At 59.7% G+C, this 20,725-nt stretch carries 17 protein-coding genes and 1 pseudogene; 11 read left to right on the top strand and 7 right to left on the bottom strand.

The genetic code is table 11. The features are described 5' to 3' along the window. Window positions 1-23 precede the first annotated feature (23 nt). From phnL to phnP, 4 genes are read left to right on the top strand one after another with little or no spacing between them, the layout of a single operon-like run. Window positions 24-704, top strand: coding sequence for a phosphonate C-P lyase system protein PhnL (gene phnL, locus FHW76_RS21325; RefSeq protein ID WP_023339425.1), 681 nt, complete (start codon window positions 24-26; stop codon window positions 702-704). Continuing rightward, window positions 701-1,837 carry an alpha-D-ribose 1-methylphosphonate 5-triphosphate diphosphatase gene (gene phnM, locus FHW76_RS21330; RefSeq protein ID WP_183476977.1) on the top strand — a complete coding sequence of 379 codons (1,137 nt, stop codon included), beginning with the start codon at window positions 701-703 and terminating at the stop codon, window positions 1,835-1,837. The genes phnL and phnM overlap by 4 nt, the downstream gene beginning before the upstream one ends. Beyond that, window positions 1,837-2,400, top strand: a complete 564-nt coding sequence (phnN, locus tag FHW76_RS21335) for a ribose 1,5-bisphosphokinase (RefSeq protein WP_012543150.1) — start codon at window positions 1,837-1,839, stop codon at window positions 2,398-2,400. The genes phnM and phnN overlap by 1 nt, the downstream gene beginning before the upstream one ends. 15 nt (window positions 2,401-2,415) lie before the next feature. After that, a complete protein-coding gene (gene phnP / locus FHW76_RS21340) occupies window positions 2,416-3,174 on the top strand; it encodes a phosphonate metabolism protein PhnP (protein WP_115188844.1) in 759 nt (252 codons plus the stop codon). A gap of 22 nt (window positions 3,175-3,196) precedes the next feature. Here the strand turns inward: phnP and yjdP are convergent, their stop codons facing one another. After that, window positions 3,197-3,550 carry a DDRRRQL repeat protein YjdP gene (gene yjdP, locus FHW76_RS21345; protein WP_012543151.1) on the bottom strand — a complete coding sequence of 118 codons (354 nt, stop codon included), beginning with the start codon at window positions 3,548-3,550 and terminating at the stop codon, window positions 3,197-3,199. A 70-nt stretch (window positions 3,551-3,620) separates the two neighbouring features. Next, entirely contained in the window at window positions 3,621-5,906 is a 2,286-nt protein-coding gene (locus FHW76_RS21350; RefSeq protein WP_012969140.1) for an ATP-binding protein, read from the bottom strand. 179 nt (window positions 5,907-6,085) lie between these two features. Here FHW76_RS21350 and FHW76_RS21355 point away from each other — a divergent pair, with 179 nt between their 5' ends. The 4 genes from FHW76_RS21355 to FHW76_RS21370 all read left to right on the top strand — a co-directional run bounded on the left by FHW76_RS21355 (window position 6,086) and on the right by FHW76_RS21370 (window position 10,655). Further along, entirely contained in the window at window positions 6,086-7,606 is a 1,521-nt protein-coding gene (locus tag FHW76_RS21355; protein WP_008807253.1) for a sugar ABC transporter ATP-binding protein, read from the top strand. Continuing rightward, the gene (locus FHW76_RS21360; RefSeq protein WP_023296904.1) at window positions 7,603-8,601 is read left to right on the top strand and encodes an ABC transporter permease subunit; all 999 of its coding nucleotides are present in this window, start codon (window positions 7,603-7,605) and stop codon (window positions 8,599-8,601) included. Before FHW76_RS21355 ends, FHW76_RS21360 begins: the two co-directional genes overlap by 4 nt. 30 nt (window positions 8,602-8,631) lie before the next feature. After that, a complete protein-coding gene (locus FHW76_RS21365) occupies window positions 8,632-9,573 on the top strand; it encodes an ABC transporter substrate-binding protein (protein WP_012543155.1) in 942 nt (313 codons plus the stop codon). Between the two features lie 74 nt (window positions 9,574-9,647). Then, on the top strand, window positions 9,648-10,655 hold the full coding sequence (locus tag FHW76_RS21370; protein ID WP_022065799.1) for a carbohydrate kinase family protein: 1,008 nt from the start codon (window positions 9,648-9,650) through the stop codon (window positions 10,653-10,655). 124 nt (window positions 10,656-10,779) lie between these two features. Here FHW76_RS21370 and FHW76_RS21375 read toward each other — a convergent pair whose 3' ends face one another. The 3 genes from FHW76_RS21375 to FHW76_RS21385 form a co-directional block, all read right to left on the bottom strand. Further along, the gene (locus tag FHW76_RS21375; protein WP_022065798.1) at window positions 10,780-11,697 is read right to left on the bottom strand and encodes a nucleotidyl transferase AbiEii/AbiGii toxin family protein; all 918 of its coding nucleotides are present in this window, start codon (window positions 11,695-11,697) and stop codon (window positions 10,780-10,782) included. A gap of 5 nt (window positions 11,698-11,702) precedes the next feature. Next, window positions 11,703-12,461 carry a type IV toxin-antitoxin system AbiEi family antitoxin gene (locus FHW76_RS21380; RefSeq protein WP_040971113.1) on the bottom strand — a complete coding sequence of 253 codons (759 nt, stop codon included), beginning with the start codon at window positions 12,459-12,461 and terminating at the stop codon, window positions 11,703-11,705. Between the two features lie 84 nt (window positions 12,462-12,545). Beyond that, a complete protein-coding gene (locus FHW76_RS21385; RefSeq protein ID WP_008807258.1) occupies window positions 12,546-13,274 on the bottom strand; it encodes a response regulator transcription factor in 729 nt (242 codons plus the stop codon). Between the two features lie 272 nt (window positions 13,275-13,546). Here FHW76_RS21385 and fdhF point away from each other — a divergent pair, with 272 nt between their 5' ends. Both fdhF and FHW76_RS21395 read left to right on the top strand, forming a co-directional pair. Next, a complete protein-coding gene (gene fdhF, locus FHW76_RS21390; RefSeq protein WP_110245153.1) occupies window positions 13,547-15,694 on the top strand; it encodes a formate dehydrogenase subunit alpha in 2,148 nt (715 codons plus the stop codon). A gap of 529 nt (window positions 15,695-16,223) precedes the next feature. Further along, entirely contained in the window at window positions 16,224-16,910 is a 687-nt protein-coding gene (locus tag FHW76_RS21395; RefSeq protein WP_016160120.1) for a tetratricopeptide repeat protein, read from the top strand. A 34-nt stretch (window positions 16,911-16,944) separates the two neighbouring features. Here FHW76_RS21395 and gltP read toward each other — a convergent pair whose 3' ends face one another. Further along, window positions 16,945-18,258, bottom strand: a complete 1,314-nt coding sequence (gltP, locus tag FHW76_RS21400) for a glutamate/aspartate:proton symporter GltP (protein ID WP_012543161.1) — start codon at window positions 18,256-18,258, stop codon at window positions 16,945-16,947. A 111-nt stretch (window positions 18,259-18,369) separates the two neighbouring features. Beyond that, window positions 18,370-18,570, bottom strand: a pseudogene (locus FHW76_RS21405) (hypothetical protein). A gap of 100 nt (window positions 18,571-18,670) precedes the next feature. Here FHW76_RS21405 and acs point away from each other — a divergent pair. Beyond that, a complete protein-coding gene (acs, locus tag FHW76_RS21410; protein ID WP_008807262.1) occupies window positions 18,671-20,629 on the top strand; it encodes an acetate--CoA ligase in 1,959 nt (652 codons plus the stop codon). Window positions 20,630-20,725 lie beyond the last annotated feature (96 nt).

The following is a 20,725-nucleotide window of genomic DNA, read 5'->3' on the forward strand; positions in this document are numbered from 1 at the left end:
AACCCAACCCCGCGAGGGCTAACATGATCCGCGTTGAAAACATCCATAAAACCTTTGTTCTGCACCAGCAGCACGGCGTGCGCCTGCCGGTGCTGGCCGACGCCTCGCTGACCGTTAACGCCGGGGAGTGCGTGGTACTCCACGGTCACTCCGGCAGCGGCAAATCGACGTTGCTGCGTTCGCTGTATGCCAATTATCTGCCGGACAGCGGCCATATCCATATCCGCCACGGCGACGAATGGGTGGACCTGGTCACCGCCACGCCGCGCAAGGTGCTGGAAGTGCGCAAAACCACCATCGGCTGGGTCAGCCAGTTTCTGCGGGTGATCCCGCGCATTTCAGCGCTGGAGGTGGTGATGCAGCCGCTGCTCGACCTTGGGACGCCGCGTGAAGCGAGCGCCGCGAAAGCCGCCCAGCTCCTGACCCGCCTCAACGTTCCGGAACGCCTGTGGCACCTTGCGCCGTCGACCTTTTCAGGCGGCGAGCAGCAGCGGGTCAACATCGCCCGCGGCTTTGCGGTCGACTATCCGATTCTGCTCCTTGATGAACCCACCGCCTCACTGGATGCCAAAAACAGTGCTGCCGTGGTCAACCTGATCCACGATGCCAAAGCGCGCGGCGCGGCCATCGTGGGGATTTTCCATGACGAAGGGGTACGCCGTCAGGTCGCCGACCGACTGCACCCCATGGGAATGACAGCATGATTATCAATAACGTAAAACTGGTTCTCGACGACGACGTGGTCCACGGTTCACTGGAAGTCCAGCACGGTCGCATCCTCGCTTTCGCCGAAAGCCAGAGTCGGCTGCCGCAGGCGCTGGATGGGGAAGGCGGCTGGCTGCTGCCGGGCCTTATCGAACTGCATACCGATAACCTCGACAAGTTCTTTACCCCGCGACCGAAGGTGGACTGGCCGGCCCACTCGGCGATGAGCAGCCATGACGCCATGATGGTCGCCAGCGGCATCACCACCGTGCTGGACGCCGTGGCGATTGGCGACGTGCGTGATGGCGGCGATCGTCTTGAGAATCTGGAGAAGATGGTCAATGCGGTGGAAGAGACGCAAAAGCGCGGCCTCAACCGCGCCGAGCATCGCCTGCACCTGCGCTGCGAGCTGCCGCATCACACCACGCTGCCGCTGTTTGAAAAGCTGATTGACCGCGAGTCGGTGAGCATGGTCTCTCTGATGGACCACTCGCCAGGCCAGCGTCAGTACGCCGATCGCAGCAAGTACCGCGATTACTATCAGGGCAAATACCATCTCACTCACGACGAAATGGACCGTTTTGAAGCCGAGCAGGTGGCCCTGGCCGCCACCTGGTCGCAGCCGAATCGTCAGACCATCGCCGCCATGTGCCGCGCCCGTCGTATCGCCCTCGCCAGCCACGACGACGCCACCGAGGCGCATGTGGCCGAATCCCGTCAGTTAGGTAGCGTCATCGCCGAGTTTCCCACCACGCTGGCCGCAGCGCAGGCTTCACGTCAGCATGGGATGCACGTCCTGATGGGCGCCCCCAATATCGTGCGCGGCGGTTCCCACTCTGGCAACATCGCGGCGCACCAGCTGGCGAGCAGTGGTTTGCTGGACATTCTCTCGTCTGACTATTACCCCGCCAGCCTGCTGGATGCCGCTTTCCGCATCGCCGACGCCGAGGATAACGCCTTCACCCTGGCGCAGGCGATCCGTCTGGTCAGCAAGCATCCGGCGCAGGCGCTGGGCCTTGACGATCGCGGCGTCATCGCCGAGGGGAAACGCGCCGACCTGGTGCTGGCGCACCGTCGCGGCGAGCATGTGCACATCGACCATGTCTGGCGCCAGGGAACGAGGGTCTTTTAATGCCGGGAAAACTGATTTGGCTGGTGGGCCCCTCTGGCTCCGGTAAAGACAGCCTGCTGGCGGCGCTGCGCGAGCGCGAGCACCCGCAGCTGCTGGTGGCCCATCGTTACATTACCCGCCCGTTTAACGCGGGCAGCGAGAATCATATCGCCCTCAGCGAACATGAATTTTTTACCCGCGCCGAGCAGCATCTTTTTGCTCTCAGCTGGCACGCCAACAATACTTACTATGGCATTGGCGTGGAGATCGACCTGTGGCTGCACGCTGGCTTTGACGTGGTGGCCAACGGCTCCCGCGCCCACCTGGCGCTGGCCCGGGAACGCTACGGCGAGGTGCTGGTGCCGATCTGTCTCGCCGTCTCGCCGCCGGTGCTCCGCCAGCGGCTGGAGCAGCGCGGCCGGGAAAACGCACTGGAAATCGCCCAGCGTCTGGATCGCGCCGCGCGCTATAAGCCGGACAATTGCCTGACGTTGAATAATGACGGGAGTCTTCGACAATCGGTTGACGATTTCTTCCGCCTGCTGCGCAGCCACGTGGCACGCGTAGAGGATCAGCCGGTATGAGTGAAAGGTGACACGATGAGCCTGACAATCCGTTTAACCGGCACCGGCGGCGCCCAGCTGGTGCCCGTCTTCGGTTGCGACTGCGCGGCCTGCCGCCGCGCCCGCCGCGAGGAGAGCCACCGACGCCGCCCCTGTAGCGGCGTGGTCACGTTCAACAGCGCCGTGACGCTGCTTGATGCCGGACGACCGGATCTGATGGAACATCATCCCGCCGGTAGTTTTCAGCAGGTGCTGCTGACCCACTACCATCTGGATCATGTGCAGGGGCTGTTTCCGCTGCGCTGGGGAGTCGGCGCGTCGATCCCGGTCTATGGCCCGCCGGACGACGCCGGCTGCGACGATCTGCTCAAGCACCCCGGCCTGCTCGATTTTAGCCATACCGTCACGCCGTTTGTGGTGTTTGACCTGCAGGGGTTGCGGGTAACGCCCCTGCCGCTCAACCACTCGAAGCTCACCTTCGGTTATCTGCTGGAGTCGGCCCACAGCCGGGTGGCCTGGCTCTCGGATACCGCCGGGCTGCCGGACAAGACGCTGAAGTTTTTACTCAACAACCGCCCGCAGGCGATGATCATTGATTGCAGTCATGAGCCGCGCGCGCAGACCCCGCGTAACCACAACGATCTAAACACCGTCCGCCACCTTAACCAGGTGATTGGCTGTCCGCGGGTGATCCTCACCCATATCAGCCACCGGTTAGATGTCTGGATGATGGATAACCCGCTGCCGACAGGTTTCGAAGCGGGATATGACGGGATGGAAATCGTGCTGGATTAAGTGCAGGTCCGTTGCGGAGCGATCAGTAGCTATCATCCAGACGACGCTGGTCGCTTTCTAACTGGCGACGATCCTGATCGAGCTGGCGCTGGCGTTCGTCAAGCTGGCGGCGGCGATCGTCCAGTTGCCGTTGTCGATCGTCATACTGACGCTGGCTGTCGCGGCTCTGCTGACGGCTCCCCTGATAGCGCCCGTCATCATACCGGCCATCATCATCGTATCTGTCGTCGTCATCGGAGCGGTTGCTACCCGGGTTATAGGCGTCGTTAATGGCTTGCTGAATATTGCCGATCGCGTCATCGATAATATCGGCGCGAGCGGCCAGGCTGGTCAGCGACAGGGTGCAAAAGAGCAGTGCGGTTGCGTAACGTTTCATCGGGGCCAATCTCGTCAGAGTCCTGCCGCTACCTTAATCAAGCGTACAACCCCCGAGTAGCGGAGGAATCTCAAATCCTCGCGTACGCCGCGCTCAGCGCCTGCGCCAGCTGGGCGCGGGTAAACGGCTTACGCAGCCACTCTACTTCCGGCAGGGCCGGATTCTGCGCCGGACGCAAATCCTGGCCGCTGATCAGCAGCACCGGCAGCGCCGGAAAGCGGCGTCGGGCGGTATGGATCACGTCGGCGCCGCTCAGCGCGCCGGGCAGCATCAGATCGCTAATCAACAGAGCGATATCCGGCGACGCCTCCAGCAGCTGCAGCGCCTCTTCGCCACTCGGCGTCTCCAGCGTCAGCCAGCCCAACTGATGCAGCTGTTCACACAGTGTCTGGCGTACATCTTCTTCATCTTCCAGCACCAGCGCCAGCCGTTCTCCCGCCGGCAGCGGCTCGTCCTCCGCTGGCGCCACCGTCGTCTCAACCTCGGTCATCGCCCGCGGCAGCTGCAGCCGCACCGTCGTCCCCTGCCCCGGCGCGCTCTCCAGCGCCACCCGGCCGCCCGACTGGCGCACAAAACCATACACCATCGACAGCCCCAGACCACTGCCGCTGCCGGTGGCTTTGGTGGTGAAGAACGGTTCAAACACCCGGGCTTTCACCGCCTGCGACATCCCGCTGCCATGATCGATCACCTCCAGGGCCACCATATCCTGCCGCTGACCGCTGCTGCGGGTGACCCGCTGATTCCAGGTGCGTATTTTGATAACCCCGTCGCGCCCGGCCATGGCGTCGCGGGCGTTCATCACCAGATTGATCAGGGCGTTTTCCAGCTGGCCAACGTCTATCCATGCCGGCCACGCCGGCGACTGCGCCTCAATCTCCAGACTTAAGGTCGCCGGCAGGGAGTGACGCATCAGCTCGCTGAGGTTCTCCAGCAGCGGCGCCATCGCCACCGCCTGGGGATGCAGCGCCTGTTTGCGCGAAAAGGCCAGCAGCCGCTGAGTCAGAAGCGCCCCACGCTCCGCCGCCTTCAGCGCCCTGGAGAGGCGCGGCGCATCGCGTGCGTCCGGTTCCACCAGCTCGAGGCTGCCGATGATCACCGCCAGCAGGTTGTTAAAGTCATGCGCCAGCCCCCCGGTCAACTGGCCGACGGCCTTCATCTTCTGGCTGTGCAGCAGCGCCTCTTCCAGCTCCTGGCGCTTAATCCGATCGATCTCCATCTGGGTGGTCTTCTCTTTCAGCAGCCGGGTGGTGTGCTCCAGCGACGCCGTATTGCGGGCGAAAACGTTAAAGGCTCGCGCCAGCTCGCCCAGCTCATCGCGCCGCTGCAGGGCCGGCACCGAGACGTTCGGCTCCCCCTGAGCCAGCCGCGACATCGCCAGGGAGATGGCGGTCAGGTTCGAGCCAAGGTTACGGTAGATATACCACCCGGCGCAGCCGGTGATCGCCAGCGCCAGCAGCGCGGAAAGCAGAATAAACATACTGATGGAGCGCAGCTCCCGATGGCTTTGCGCCGCCCGCTGCTCTGAGGCTTCCGCCACCCGGGTCACGTACTGATTGATGTCCTCGTTAAGCAACGCGACCAGCGCTTTGATGTGGTACATGTACCAGCTGATCGTCAGATCGCTCTCCTCCAGCTGGGCCGACAACGGGGCCAGCGTCGCCAGTTCCCGGTTGACGTCGGGCAGGAAAAACGCCAGCGCGGGATCGGCGCTGCCTGCCGGCAGGTCGCCGCGCAGCTGGTCGAGCTGCAGAACGATCGACCGCGGCGTAACGGTATGGATCGCGGCCACGATCAGCCGGTCCATCTCGGCCAGCCGGCGCGGATCGATCGCCTTATCCCCGCCGCGATCGTTAAGATCGGCGAGATGGCGCAGGTTGCTCTGATTCTGGTAAAGCGAACTCAGCAGCGCATTGCGCTGCAGATGGCGGCGCTGGCCGCGCTCCAGCATCTCCGCCACGCTCTGCTGCAGCGCGTTGCTGCGGCGAATAATATTGGCCACCCGCGCCTGCTCCTGCTGCGCCAGCGGGGCCGCCGCCAGCTGGGCCAGCGAGTGCTTCAGCGCCTGCTGCGTCGCCAGCAGCCGTTCCGCTTCGCTTTTGTACTCCAGCGCCCCCACCACCTGCGACAGGCGCACCGCCGCCGTGGCGACATTCGCCGTGTCCCGCGCCAGATCCATACTGCCGCGCATGTCGTTGAGAGTCTGGCGCTGCACCTGCTCCTGCAGCTGGCTGGCGTGGTGAAAGCCGAACACCGCCACGCCGCTCACCAACAGGGTGACCACGCCCATCAGCAGATTAAAGGAGAGCAGGCGGCCACGGGCGCTGGTGAAAAACGGGTGTCGGCGAGCGGTCATAGCAACTCCGGTGAAGGATCGGTCGGCAGATAAGCGTGACGGTGCAGAAAATGACGCCGCGTAACTGTGATCGCGGTTAACTATTTATCACTATGACAAATATGAATGGATTCTGACATTCTGCATTTATTTTCCGGTGGTGGACTGCAGCTATTGTTCTCATAGACAGGAGCGCCGCGATGACCGCCACCCCGGTACTGGAAATGCGCCATATTGCCAAAGCCTTTGGCAAATTCTACGCGCTGAAGGGCGTCGACCTGACGGTCTGGCCAGGGGAGATCCATGCCCTGATGGGAGAAAACGGCGCCGGAAAAAGCACGCTGATGAAGATCCTTGCCGGCGCCTATACCGCCACCAGCGGCGAGATCCTGATCGACGGAAAACCGCAAACCATCCGCGGCCCCAAGGACGCGCTGGCCGCCGGGATCACGTTGATCTATCAGGAGATGCAGCTGGCGCCGAACCTGACCGTCGCGGAAAACATTTTCCTCGGCAGCGAGCTGGCGCGCGGTGGCCTGGTGCAGCGCAAAGCCATGCTCAGCCAGGCGCAGGCGGTGATCGACCGTCTCGGCGCCCAGTTCAAAGCCAGCGACCGGGTGATGACCCTGACCATCGCCGAACAGCAGCAGGTGGAGATCGCCCGGGCGCTCCACCGTCAAAGCCGCATTCTGGTAATGGATGAACCCACCGCCGCCCTCTCCTCGCGGGAAACCCAGCGCCTGTTCGAGCTCATCCTGCGCCTGCGCGATGAGGGGATGGCGATTATCTATATCAGCCACCGCATGGCGGAAGTGTATGAGCTCTCCGACCGCGTCAGCGTCCTGCGCGACGGGCAGTATGTCGGCAGCCTGGTGCGTGACAAGCTCAACGCGCCGGAGCTGGTGCGCATGATGGTCGGCCGCCCGCTCAGCGATCTGTTCAATAAAGAACGTGACATCCCCCGCGGCCAGCCGCGCCTGCGGGTCGAGGATCTGACCGATGGCGGCAAGGTGAAGCCCAGCAGCCTCGTGGTGCATGCTGGCGAAATCGTCGGCCTCGCCGGGCTGGTCGGCGCCGGACGGTCCGAACTGGCGCAGCTGATCTTCGGCGTGCGCAAAGCCACTGGCGGGGTGATTGAGATCGACGGCGAGCCGGTGGTGATCCACTCGCCGCGCGAAGCCATCGACCTCGGGATCGGCTTTCTGACCGAAAACCGCAAAGAACAGGGGTTGTTTCTCGAACTGGCAGCCCAGGAAAACATCACCATGGCGACGCTGGAGCGCGACGCGAACTGGGGGATGCTCAACCGCCGGAAGGCGCAAACCATCTCCGATGACGCCATCCAGTTGCTTAACATCCGCGTGCCGCACGCCCAGGTGCGCGCCGGCGGGCTGTCCGGCGGCAACCAGCAGAAATTATTGATTTCACGCTGGGTGGCGATTGGCCCGCGCATTCTGATCCTCGATGAACCCACCCGCGGCGTCGACGTCGGCGCGAAAAGCGAGATTTACCGCATCATGAACGACATGGCGCGCCAGGGCGTCGCCATTCTGATGATCTCCAGCGAACTGCCCGAAGTGGTGGGCATGAGCGACAGGGTCTATGTGATGCGCGAGGGCGCTATCGCCGGCGAGTTACAGGCCGGCGATATCAGCCAGGAAAGTATCATGACGCTGGCCACCGGCGTGAACGATTCTCACCTTAAGGCAGGGCAACTATGAGCATACCGAAAGAGACCTCCGCGCCGGTCGCGAAATCCGCTTCGGCGAAAAAAATGTTGATGGGCGACCTGATGCAGACCGTCGGCATTCTGCCGATCCTCATCCTGATCGTCGCCGTTTTCGGCTTTATCGCCCCCAACTTTTTCACGGAAAGCAATCTGCTGAATATCACCCGCCAGGCCTCGATCAACATTGTGCTGGCGGCGGGAATGACCTTCATCATTCTTACCGGCGGCATTGACCTCTCCGTCGGCTCCATTCTCGGCACCACCGCGGTGGCGGCAATGGTGGTGTCGCTGATCCCGGCGTTTACGTTGCTGTCGATTCCGGCGGCGCTGATGCTCGGCCTGCTGCTTGGGCTGTTCAACGGCGCGCTGGTCGCCTTCGCCGGGTTACCGCCGTTTATCGTCACCCTCGGCACCTACACGGCGCTGCGCGGCGCCGCCTATCTGCTGGCTGACGGCACCACGGTGATCAACTCCGATATCAGCTTTGAGTGGATCGGCAATGACTATCTCGGCCCGGTGCCGTGGCTGGTGGTCATCGCCCTGGCGGTTATCGCGGTGTGCTGGTTTATCCTGCGCCGCACTACCCTTGGGGTGCATATCTACGCGGTGGGCGGCAACATGCAGGCGGCGCGGCTGACCGGCATCAAAGTCTGGCTGGTGCTGCTGTTTGTCTACGGCATGAGCGGCCTGCTCTCCGGTCTTGGCGGGGTGATGAGCGCCTCGCGGTTATACAGCGCCAACGGCAACCTCGGCGTCGGCTACGAACTGGATGCCATCGCCGCGGTCATTCTCGGCGGCACCAGCTTCGTCGGTGGTATCGGCACCATCACCGGTACGCTGGTGGGGGCGCTGATTATCGCCACCCTCAATAACGGCATGACCCTGATGGGGGTCTCCTACTTCTGGCAACTGGTGATCAAAGGGGCGGTGATCATCATTGCGGTGCTGATCGACAAATACCGTACCCGACACCATCAAAGTGCATAACAACACCATCTTACCTGCGAGGAAAAGCGAATGCGTTTAAAACCGATAGTGACCGCGCTGTGTGCTGGCGCGCTGCTGGCCGCCTCCCCCTTTGCGTCGGCCAAAGAACTGAAAGCGATTGGCGTGACAGTGGGCGACCTTGCCAACCCGTTCTTTGTGCAGATCACCAAAGGGGCGGAGCTGGAGGCCCGCAAGCTGGCGGGAGATAATGTCAAAGTGACGCTGGTCTCCAGCGGCTACGATTTGGGCCAGCAGGTGGCGCAGATCGATAACTTTATCGCCGCCAAAGTCGATATGATCATCCTCAACGCCGCCGATTCGAAGGGCATTGGCCCGGCGGTGAAGCGGGCCAAAGAGGCCGGGATCGTGGTGGTGGCGGTTGACGTCGCCGCCGAAGGCGCCGACGCCACCATTACCTCCGATAACACCCAGGCGGGCGAGCTGGCCTGTAAATACATTAGCGACCGCCTGAACAACAAAGGCAGCGTGGTGATCATCAACGGGCCGCCGGTATCTGCGGTACAAAACCGCGTCGAAGGCTGCGAAACGGAGTTCAAAAAACACCCGGATATAAAAATCCTCTCCTCCAACCAGAACGCTAAAGGCAGCCGGGAAGGCGGCCTGGAGGTGATGACCTCCCTGCTGGCGGCCAATCCGAAGATTGACGGCGTGTTCGCGATCAACGATCCGACGGCGATTGGCGCCGATCTGGCGGCGAAACAGGCGCAGCGTAGCGAATTCTTCATCGTGGGCGTCGACGGCAGCCCGGACGGCGAAGAGGCGCTGAAGCGTAAGAACTCCCTGTTCGTCGCGACGCCGGCGCAGGATCCGCAGGTGATGGCGGCGAAGGCGGTGGAGATTGGCTACGACATCCTGCAGGGCAAACCGGCGCCGACCGCGCCTGTGCTAATCCCGGTGACGATGATCGACAAAAACAACGTCAGCTCTTACAAAGGCTGGACCGTGAAATAAGCGCAACCCGGCGCACAATCGTTCCGCCGATTGTGCGCTACGCTTAACGAGTATGACGGCGCGGAGTAGCGATCATGGAACGTAAAGGGATTATTGCCGCAGGCAACATGCTGGTCGATCATGTCCATCAGATCAGGCAGTGGCCGGAGCGCGGCTGGCTGGTGGAAATTGTCCATAGCGAACGCGCCACCGGCGGCGCCCCGCTGAATGTCCTGCTGACCCTGGCTAAAATGCATGCCGGACTGCCGCTGCAGGCGGTTGGCCTGATTGGCGAGGATAACGACGGCGACTACATTACCGCCATGCTCGATCAGTACCATATCAATCGCCAGCTCGTGCAGCGCACCAGCTCCGCCCCCACCTCGATGACCCAGGTGATGACCGACGCCGACGGTCAGCGCACCTTCTTTCACTCTCCCGGCGCCAACCGACTGCTTGACCTCCCGGCCTTTGAGCCGCTGGATACGCCGCTGAAGATTTTTCATCTCGGCTATCTGCTGCTGCTCGAAAGCCTTGATCGGCCCGACGAGGCGTTCGGCACCCGCAGCGCACGACTGCTGGCGCAGATGCGCGATCGAGGCTATGAAGTGTCCCTCGACCTGGTGTCGCGCAAAGGCGATCCGCACTACCGCCCGCGGGTCCTGCCGGCGCTGGCGCATCTCGACTACCTGACCATCAATGAGCTGGAGGCCAGCGAGTTTAGCGGGCTGGAAATCCGCCTGCCCAACGGTGAGCCGCACGTCGCTAATATCGCCCGCGCCGCCAGCGCATTACTTGACGCCGGCGTGCGCCAGCGGGTAGTGATCCATTGTCCGGAGGGCGCATGGGGCGTATCCCGCACGGAAGCCGGGCGCTGGGTACCGTCATGGCGGCTGCCGCCGGAGGAGATTATCGGCAGCGTCGGAGCCGGGGACGCCTTCTGCGCCGGCCTGCTGTACGGCAGCCACGAACGCTGGCCGTTAACCGACAGTCTGCAGCTGGCCCACGCCTGTGCCCGCGCCAGCCTGCAGGCCGCCAACGCGATCGACGGCGCCAAAACGCTCCCTGAGCTGCAGGCGTTTATTCAGTTGCAGAATGGTTAGACTGGGTAGATCCCGCTATCAGGGCGATGCCACAGGAGAACGACGTATCATGGCGAGAAAAGGGATACGGTTTATTCAAATCACGCCTGTTTTACGCTGAGTTCAACAAGGGCGGGCCAGATGACTAACTGCGCCACTCGGCCAACACCTTTTCCAGTTTATCTAACGACTCAGCGCGTTTTATCGCTGGCATCTGATGAATATTGCGCAATTTCCACTGCACGGCAGGCAAATCCTGAATACGTGTTTCCGGCGCTAAACGCCAGTCTGGTTCGCCTCGTTTAAATGACAGCAAAAAATCGATATCCTGTTGCGTGAAACAGGATTTTAACGCATCAATCATCCTGTAGGGGACTGCTGTCAGTTCCTCCAGGGCTATCGTCTCAAATGTCATCCCGCTGAATTCACGGTAAAAGGGTTCAGCAATATCTTTCCAGCGAGGACTAAGCACTTCAGCCAGAGGTCGATTATGGCTAAGTAAATACGCGATAAACCCATTGAAAATGGGACGGTTAAGCTCCTGCGCATCAAGAAGTAATTTCACATCATAAAAATCTCTGGGATGCTGGCGATCCAGCGCCGCGCATAATTTTCCACCGTAGAGATCGGGCAACGAAACCACCGGAAGGCTGGCATAGCCAAAAACGTCCTCTACCGCCCCCACCACCTCTCGCTCCTGTGGTGGATATAATGTTCCCCGTGCGACCGGTGAGACCTCTATCTTTATTTGTGCGCTATCGGTAGTAACAACGACACGCATCTCATCGGAACGATTAGCTTGTAATACAGCGTTCATACCTGCCTGTTGTTGCAGATTAGCGGCAATACGTGCAAGCGCATCCCGTATATGAGGTAAAGCGATCGTTCTGCTTTCCAGGGGCACCCAGGCGAGGTCGATATCCACCGATAATCGTGGGAAATCACGGATAAAGAGATTGATTGCCGTGCCACCTTTCAGAGCAAATTCCCGTTCGACGGCAACATAGGGTAAAACCTGCATTAACAGAGCAACCTGCCGATAATAGGGCGCCTGTATATCCATATTTTTTATTCCTTTTGAAAGCGTTCAGGCACAGTGATTTGATATTGAGCATTGAACTTGCCATTTACCACGATTTGCCGCTTACCCGCACCCAGATCGATTTTTTGGCTATCGATTCGTCTGAGCCAACCATGCTCGTAAAAACTGGCGAAAAAGAGATACAAACGCTTGGTCTGCACGGACTGGCTGACAGAAAGCAGATACTCTACTTTACGAGGATTAAGATTAACCAGTCCCTGGAAAAGCTCTGCCGCGTGGTTAAATGAGAGGGTCCCCGGTACCGCGCTCAACAACTCGTAAGCAGCCAGTTCCGGCGCACTGCCGGTGAGTCTTTTCCCTTTTACATCAAGCATTACGCGGTATTTATCATCCAGCACCGGCAGTTTTTGCCCCGATATGACTATCCACTCCACACCCGGGAATTCCCTGAACCATTTTGGCAGCAGCGCTTTATTTTCCATACTCAACCAGCACTGGTTTTGTTTGAGCTGTAGATAGTGTGAACGACCCTGCCAGACTAAGCTACTGAGCCCCGCGACATACACCGGAGCGGCTAGCTGATTTTGCAAACATGCTAATGCATCGTTCCACTCCGGCTCACGTCCCGCACGCGCGTATACGCCGTTGCCTCGTTTTTTTAACCAGCCACTTTGCGTGTATTTAAAGGCCAGAGAGGGAGAGATGGCATGCCGGCTTAACCAGGACTGAAGGATCACATCTCCGGGAGCACTGTTTTGCAGCAGCCAGTTTAATTTTGATGGCATAGATTAACCCAAGGTGTCACTTTAATAAAAAAAGTAAACTCGCCGCGCTAAATAAAGTCAAGAGCAGGTTGGCAGCACCTCGCCCTACGCCGCCTTATCGCTGTGGGTCACATCGGCGGAAAAGACATAGCCCAGACCGCGTAGGGTTTTAATCAACGTCGGCTGATGCGGGTTTAACTCGATTTTGCGGCGCAGGCGCATGATCAGCACGTCGATAGTCCGGTCGAACACCTCAGTGCTTTCATTATGAGTCAGCGCCAGCAGCTGTTCGCGATTCAATACCCGGCGCGCGTTCTGCGCCAGCGCCAGCAGCAGGCCATATTCTCCCTGGGTCAGCGGGATCGCCTGCTGCTGCGGGTTATACAGTTCGCAGCGCGTGGTATCCAGCCGCCAGCCGTTAAACGTCAGGCCGCTGCCGACGCCCGACGTCTCGCCGGCCAGCGCCCCGCTGCGTCGCAGTACCGCTTTCACCCGGGCGACCACCACCCGCGAGCTGAAAGGTTTGGCGATGTAATCATCGGCGCCCATCTCCAGGCCCACCACTACATCAGACTCACTGCCCAGACCAGACAGCATCACCACCGGCAGCTCAGGCCGCGTGCGCTGCAGCTGCTGAAGCACCTGCAGACCATGGGTATCCGGCAGGATCATATCCAGCAAAACCAGCGCGATGTCTGCCCGCTGCGCCACCCTCGCCAGCGCGTCGCCGCCGGTCTGGCAGACCAATACTTCAAACGCGTGCGCGCCAAGCACATCGCTGAGCAGTTCGCCCATCGCTATGTCGTCATCCACCACCAAAATGACTGGTTTCATCTTTGCCTCTGCCCGCGGGGAATTAGTGTCAGTCTGATCGATTCTGCAAGCCTGCGCCGACAAATTCCTCTCCCGGTGACATTTTTTCAAGCGCCGTCACATCTCCGGCGTATCGACACGTCAAATCTGTCGACAGGCTGTTTTTCGTCAGCATTTCGCCCAAAAAAGCCGCGTATCATCAAGGAATATCCACAATGAAAATATGGCATAGAAGATGCATAGTGACGGCGCGATAGCGCAAACGCGCCCATTGAATAACTGGAGCAAGACCGATGAAAAAAGTCGTCACGGTTTGCCCGTATTGCGCATCAGGTTGCAAAATCAACCTGGTGGTCGATAACGGCAAAATCGTTCGGGCTGAAGCGGCGCAGGGGAAAACCAACCAGGGAACCCTGTGCCTGAAGGGCTATTATGGCTGGGACTTTATTAACGATACCCAGATCCTGACGCCGCGCCTGAAAACCCCCATGATCCGTCGTGAACGCGGCGGCAAGCTGGAAGCGGTTTCCTGGGATGAGGCGCTGGATTACGTCGCCACTCGCCTCAGCGCCATTAAAGCCAAATATGGCCCGGATGCGATCCAAACCACCGGCTCCTCCCGCGGCACCGGTAATGAAACCAACTATGTGATGCAAAAATTCGCGCGCGCCGTTATTGGTACCAATAACGTCGACTGCTGCGCTCGCGTCTGACACGGCCCTTCGGTTGCAGGTCTGCACCAGTCGGTCGGTAACGGCGCCATGAGTAATGCCATCACGGAGATTGATAACACCGATCTGGTGTTTATCTTCGGTTACAACCCGGCGGATTCCCACCCTATCGTGGCGAATCACGTCATTAACGCCAAACGCAACGGGGCGAAAATCATCGTCTGCGACCCGCGCAAAATTGAAACCGCGCGCATCGCCGACATGCACATTGCGCTGAAGAACGGCTCGAATATCGCGCTGCTCAACGCCATTGGCCATGTGATTATTGAAGAGGATCTGTACGATAAATCCTTCGTCGCCAGCCGTTCCGAGGGCTTCGAGGAGTATCGCAAAATCGTTGAAGGCTATACGCCGGAGTCGGTGGAAGAGATCACCGGGGTTAGCGCCCAGGAGATCCGCGCCTGCGCCCGGATGTACGCCAGCGCCAAATCCGCCGCCATCCTGTGGGGCATGGGTGTCACCCAGTTCTATCAGGGCGTGGAGACGGTCCGGTCGCTGACCAGCCTTGCGATCCTCACCGGCAACCTCGGCAAGCCGAGCGTCGGCGTCAACCCGGTACGCGGCCAGAACAACGTCCAGGGGGCCTGCGACATGGGCGCGCTGCCGGATACCTATCCGGGCTACCAGTACGTCAAATTCCCGGAGAACCGCGAGAAGTTCGCCAAAGCCTGGGGCGTCGACAGCCTGCCGGAACATACCGGCTATCGCATCAGCGAGCTGCCGCATCGCGCGGCGCACGGTGAAGTGCGGGCAGCGTACATCATGGGTGAGGATCCGCTGCAGACCGATGCCGAACTCTCGGCGGTCCGCAAAGCGTTCGACGATCTGGAACTGGTTATCGTCCAGGACATTTTCATGACCAAAACCGCCTCCGCGGCCGACGTCATCCTGCCGTCCACCTCGTGGGGCGAGCACGAAGGCGTGTATACCGCAGCGGACCGCGGCTTCCAGCGCTTCTTTAAAGCCGTGGAGCCGAAGTGGGACCTGAAAACCGACTGGCAGATCATCAGCGAAATCGCCACCCGGATGGGCTATCCGATGCACTACAACAATACCCAGGAGATCTGGGATGAGTTGCGGCATCTGTGCCCGGACTTCTACGGCGCCACCTATGAGAAAATGGGCGAACTCGGCTACGTCATGTGGCCATGCCGCGATGAGTCCGACGCCGACCAGGGGACGTCGTATCTGTTTAAAGAGAAGTTCGATACCCCGAACGGGCTGGCGCAGTTCTTCACCTGCGACTGGGTCGCGCCGATCGATAAGCTCACCGACGAGTACCCAATGGTGCTGTCGACGGTGCGCGAAGTCGGCCACTACTCGTGTCGTTCAATGACCGGTAACTGCGCGGCGCTGGCGGCACTGGCGGATGAACCTGGCTATGCGCAAATCAACACCGCCGACGCCGAACGGTTAGGCATCGAAGATGAAGCGCTGGTGTGGGTGAATTCGCGTAAGGGTCGGATCATCACCCGCGCGCAGGTCAGCGACCGGCCGAACAAAGGCGCGGTGTATATGACCTACCAGTGGTGGATCGGTGCCTGTAACGAGCTGGTCTCAGAGAACCTGAGTCCGATAACCAAAACGCCGGAGTACAAGTACTGCGCGGTCAACGTTGAGCGGATTGCCGATCAGCGCGCGGCGGAACAGTACGTGATTGATGAGTACAACAAGCTGAAAGCCCGCCTGCGCGAAAGCGCGATGGGTTAAGGTTCGAACCTTTGTACCATTGAGTAGCCCCGGTAAGCGTTAGCGCCACCGGGGATTTTCCCCGGTGGCGGCGCATTGCGCCTTCTCCGGGCTACCAAATCGCACAACGCTGTAGCCCCGGTAAGCGGTAGCGATACCGGGGATTTTCCCCGGAGGCGGCGCATTGCGCCTTCTCCGGGCTACCAAATCGCACAACGCTGTAGCTCCGGTAAGCGGTAGCGATACCGGGGATTTTCCCCGGAGGCGGCGCATTGCGCCTTCTCCGGGCTACCAAATCGCACAACGCTGTAGCCCCGGTAAGCGTTAGCGCCACCGGGGATTTTCTCCGGAGGCGGCGCATTGCGCCTTCTCCGGGCTACCAAATCGCACAACGCTGTAGCCCCGGTAAGCGGTAGCGATACCGGGGATTTTCTCCGGAGGCGGCGCGTTGCGCCTTCTCCGGGTATTTACCCCGCTAATTCCCGCCATTTTCTTCTTTTTCGCCTCCCTTTATACTGCGCGCTATGTTCCTTGCTGATAATAAATACAAATGAAATACCTCTTTTTATTTCTACTGGTTTTCACCAGCGGCGCAGCGGTCGCCACCGAACCGGGCAGCCAGTATCAACAGCAGGCGGAAGCCGGCGATCGACGCGCGCAATATTACCTTGCCGATACCTGGGTCAGCTCCGGTGATTATCAGAAAGCCGAATACTGGGCGCAGAAGGCCGCCGCCCAGGGCGATGGCGATGCACTGGCGCTGCTGGCGCAGCTCAAAATTCGCAACCCTCAGCAGGCGGACTATCCGCAGGCCCGCCAGCTGGCGGAAAAAGCCGTCAAGGTCGGCAGTAAATCCGGGGAGATCGTTCTGGCGCGGGTGCTGGTGAACCGTCAGGCTGGCCCCACCGATGTGGCGCACGCCATCACGCTGCTGCAGGATGCCGCCCGGGATAGCGAAAGCGATGCAGCGGTGGACGCCCAGATGCTGCTGGGGCTGATCTACGCCAGCGGCGTGCACGGCCCGGAAGATGATGTGAAAGCGAGCGAATACTTCAAAGGCAGCTCGGCGCTCTCACGGACCGGCTATGCCGAATACTGGGCCGGGATGATGTTCCAGCAGGGAGAGAAAGGCTTTATCGAACCGAATAAGCAGAAGGCGCTGCACTGGCTTAACGTCAGCTGCCTGGAGGGGTTTGATACCGGCTGCGAAGAGTTTGACCGGATCAGTAAAGGATAAGAAAAAGCCCGGCGTTCGCGCCGGGCTTTGTGTTTTATTGGGCGGTTTTATCAAACTTGCCCAGCACTTCGCGTTCATACGCCAGCGCTTTTTTGCGGTCGAACTTATGCTCCCATTTGGCGATAACCAGCACCGCCAGCGCATTGCCCACCACGTTCAGCGCGGTACGCGCCATGTCGAGAATACGGTCGACACCGGCGATAAAGGCGAGGCCTTCCAGCGGGATCCCCACGCTACCCAGGGTTGCCAGCAGCACCACGAAGGAGACGCCCGGCACGCCAGCGATCCCTTTCGAGGTCACCATTAAGGTCAGCACCAGGGTGATCTCCTGCCAGATAGAGAGGTCGATACCGTACAGCTGGGCGATAAAGATCGCCGCGATGCTCTGATACAGCGTTGAACCATCGAGGTTAAAGGAATAACCGGTCGGCACCACAAAGCTGGTGATCGACGCCGGCGCGCCATAGGCTTCCATCTTCTCGATAATGCGCGGCAGCACGCTCTCCGAGCTGGCGGTGGAGTAGGCCAGAATCAGCTCATCTTTCAGGATACGGATCAGGATCCAGATGCTCAGGCCACACAGACGCGCGACAATCCCCAGCACCACCAGCGCGAAGAACAGGATCGCGAAGTAAACCAGCAGTACCAGCTTGGCCAGCGGCCACAGCGAGGCGAAACCAAAGGTGGCGACGGTCACCGAAATCAGGGCGAACACCCCGATCGGCGCATAGCGCATCACCATGTGGGTGACTTTAAACATGGTTTCGGAGATGGAGCGGAAGACCGTCACCAGCGGCTCACGGTGGGTCGCCGGCAGCGAGGAGAGCCCCAAACCAAACAGCACCGAGAAGAAGATAATCGGCAGCATATCGCCTTTCGCCATCGACGCCACGATGTTGGTCGGGACCAGCGACAGGATAGTGCCCATCAGGCCATGCGCATGGCTTTGCACCTCGGCAGTCGTGCTCTGATATTTCGAAATATCAACCGCCGCCAGCTGTGACATATCAATGCCGGTCCCCGGCTGAAAGACGTTGGCCAGGGTGATACCCAGCACGATCGCCACCGTGGTGATCACTTCGAAATAGATAATGGTTTTGGCGCCGATCCGGCCTAACTGCTTGGCATCGCCCACGCCGGCAATCCCGACCACCAGGGTCGAAATGACAATCGGGACCACGATCATTTTAATCAGATGGATAAAGATATCGCCCGCCGGCGTCAGCAAATTGCTAATCAACCAATCGCGACTTTCGGCGTGGTAATGCAGATAACTGCCCAGAAGGATACCCAGCACCAGGGCTAGCAAGATTTGCCAGGCCAGACTGACTTTTTTCGTTTTCTTCACTACTGACTTCCTCAATGAAAGGCACCATTCCTTTTCGTCATGGTACCCACTGCAGGGGGTATGAATTGTGTTGCGTTGCTTTGTGGGGTTATTTAACGCGCAATATCAGTATCATTTGCACGGCATGCTGCGCAAGCCTTTAAGAATAGGGCTTTCTTCTGGTTTTCTGCATAAAGTCACGAATTTTCCCCAGTTACAATGCATAAGTATTTGTAATAAAAAATATTTCACACCTTCCGTTTCTATAAATTCATTTACGTAATTATTTCACTTCAAAGTTTCATTTGATGAAATTTCACTCAGTTGAATCATTGCGTGATCTGCCCCCCAATTAACAAACAAAGCTGTCAAAACCCCTACTATTAACGTTTGTTTGACATATATTTAACAAGTTCAAAGGAGAAAAAAAGCCATGAGCCAAATACACAAACACCCTATTCCCGCTAATATCGCGGAACGTTGCCTGATTAACCCGGAACAGTACAAGGCGCAGTACCAACAATCCATAACCGACCCTGATACATTTTGGGGCGAGCAGGGCAAGATCCTTGACTGGATACGCCCCTATACCCGCGTGAAGAACACCTCTTTCGCGCCGGGTAATATTTCCATCAAATGGTATGAAGATGGCACCCTGAACCTCGCCGCCAACTGCCTCGACCGCCATCTCGCCGAGCGCGGCGATCAAACCGCCATCATCTGGGAAGGCGACGACGCCAGCCAGAGCAAGCACATCACCTACCGTGAACTGCATGCGGACGTGTGCCGCTTCGCCAATGTGCTGCTCGACCTTGGGATTAAAAAAGGCGATGTGGTCGCCATTTATATGCCGATGGTGCCGGAAGCCGCGGTGGCGATGCTGGCCTGCGCCCGCATCGGCGCTATCCACTCAGTGATTTTCGGCGGCTTCTCGCCGGAGGCGGTGGCCGGGCGCATTATCGACTCCAGCTCGCGCCTGGTGATCACCGCTGACGAAGGGCTGCGCGCTGGTCGCGCCATCCCGCTGAAGAAAAACGTTGATGACGCGCTGAAAAACCCGAACGTCAACAGTATTGAGCATGTCGTGGTCCTGAAACGTACCGGCGGCAAAATCGACTGGCAGGAAGGCCGCGACCTGTGGTGGAGCGACCTGATGGCCAATGCCAGCGCCGAGCACCGGCCCGTCGAGATGAACGCCGAAGATCCGCTGTTCATCCTCTATACCTCCGGCTCCACCGGCAAACCGAAAGGGGTGCTGCACACCACCGGCGGCTATCTGGTCTACGCGGCCACCACCTTTAAATACGTTTTCGACTACCATCCGGGCGATATTTACTGGTGCACCGCCGATGTGGGCTGGGTCACCGGCCACAGCTATCTGCTGTATGGTCCGCTGGCCTGCGGCGCCACCACCCTGATGTTCGAAGGGGTACCGAACTGGCCAACCCCGGCGCGTATGTGCCAGGTCGTCGATAAGCATAAGGTCAGCATTCTCTATACCGCCCCGACGGCTATCCGCGCCCTGATGGCGGAAGGCGACAAAGCTATCGAAGGCACAGACCGTTCCTCGCTGCGCATTCTCGGCTCGGTCGGCGAACCGATTAACCCGGAAGCCTGGGAGTGGTACTGGAAGAAGATCGGTAACGAGAAGTGCCCGGTGATGGACACCTGGTGGCAGACCGAAACCGGCGGCTTTATGATCACCCCGCTGCCGGGCGCAATCGAGCTGAAGGCCGGCTCCGCGACGCGTCCGTTCTTCGGCGTCCAGCCGGTGCTGGTGGATAACGAAGGCCTGCCGCTGGATGGCGCCACCGAGGGCAATCTTGCCATCGCCGACTCCTGGCCCGGCCAGGCGCGTACCCTGTTCGGTGACCATGAGCGCTTTGAGCAAACCTACTTCTCCACCTTCAAAAATATGTACTTTAGCGGCGATGGCGCGCGTCGCGATGAAGATGGTTACTACTGGATCACTGGCCGCGTGGATGACGTGCTGAACGTCTCCGGCCACCGTCTGGGTACCGCGGAAATTGAATCCGCGCTGGTGTCGCACCCGAAAATCGCTGAAGCGGCGGTGGTGGGGATCCCGCACAACATCAAAGGCCAGGCCATCTACGCCTACGTGACGCTCAATCACGGCGAAGAACCAACGCCGGAGCTGTATGCCGAAGTGCGTAACTGGGTGCGCAAAGAGATCGGCCCGCTGGCGACGCCGGATGTGCTGCACTGGACCGATTCGCTACCGAAAACCCGCTCGGGCAAAATCATGCGTCGCATTCTGCGTAAGATTGCCGCGGGCGACACCAGCAACCTCGGCGATACCTCGACGCTCGCCGATCCTGGCGTCGTGGAAAAACTGCTCGAAGAGAAGCAGGCCATAACGATGCCATCGTAAGCAAGGACCGATTCCCTACACCCTCTCCCCCGCCGGGGAGAGGATAAAAATAAGTCCCTCCCCCAGGATTCCACTCGCAGGAACGCCGTCAGCAAA

Source organism: Klebsiella sp. RC2, assembly GCF_014192815.1.
Lineage (GTDB): Bacteria > Pseudomonadota > Gammaproteobacteria > Enterobacterales > Enterobacteriaceae > Klebsiella > Klebsiella variicola.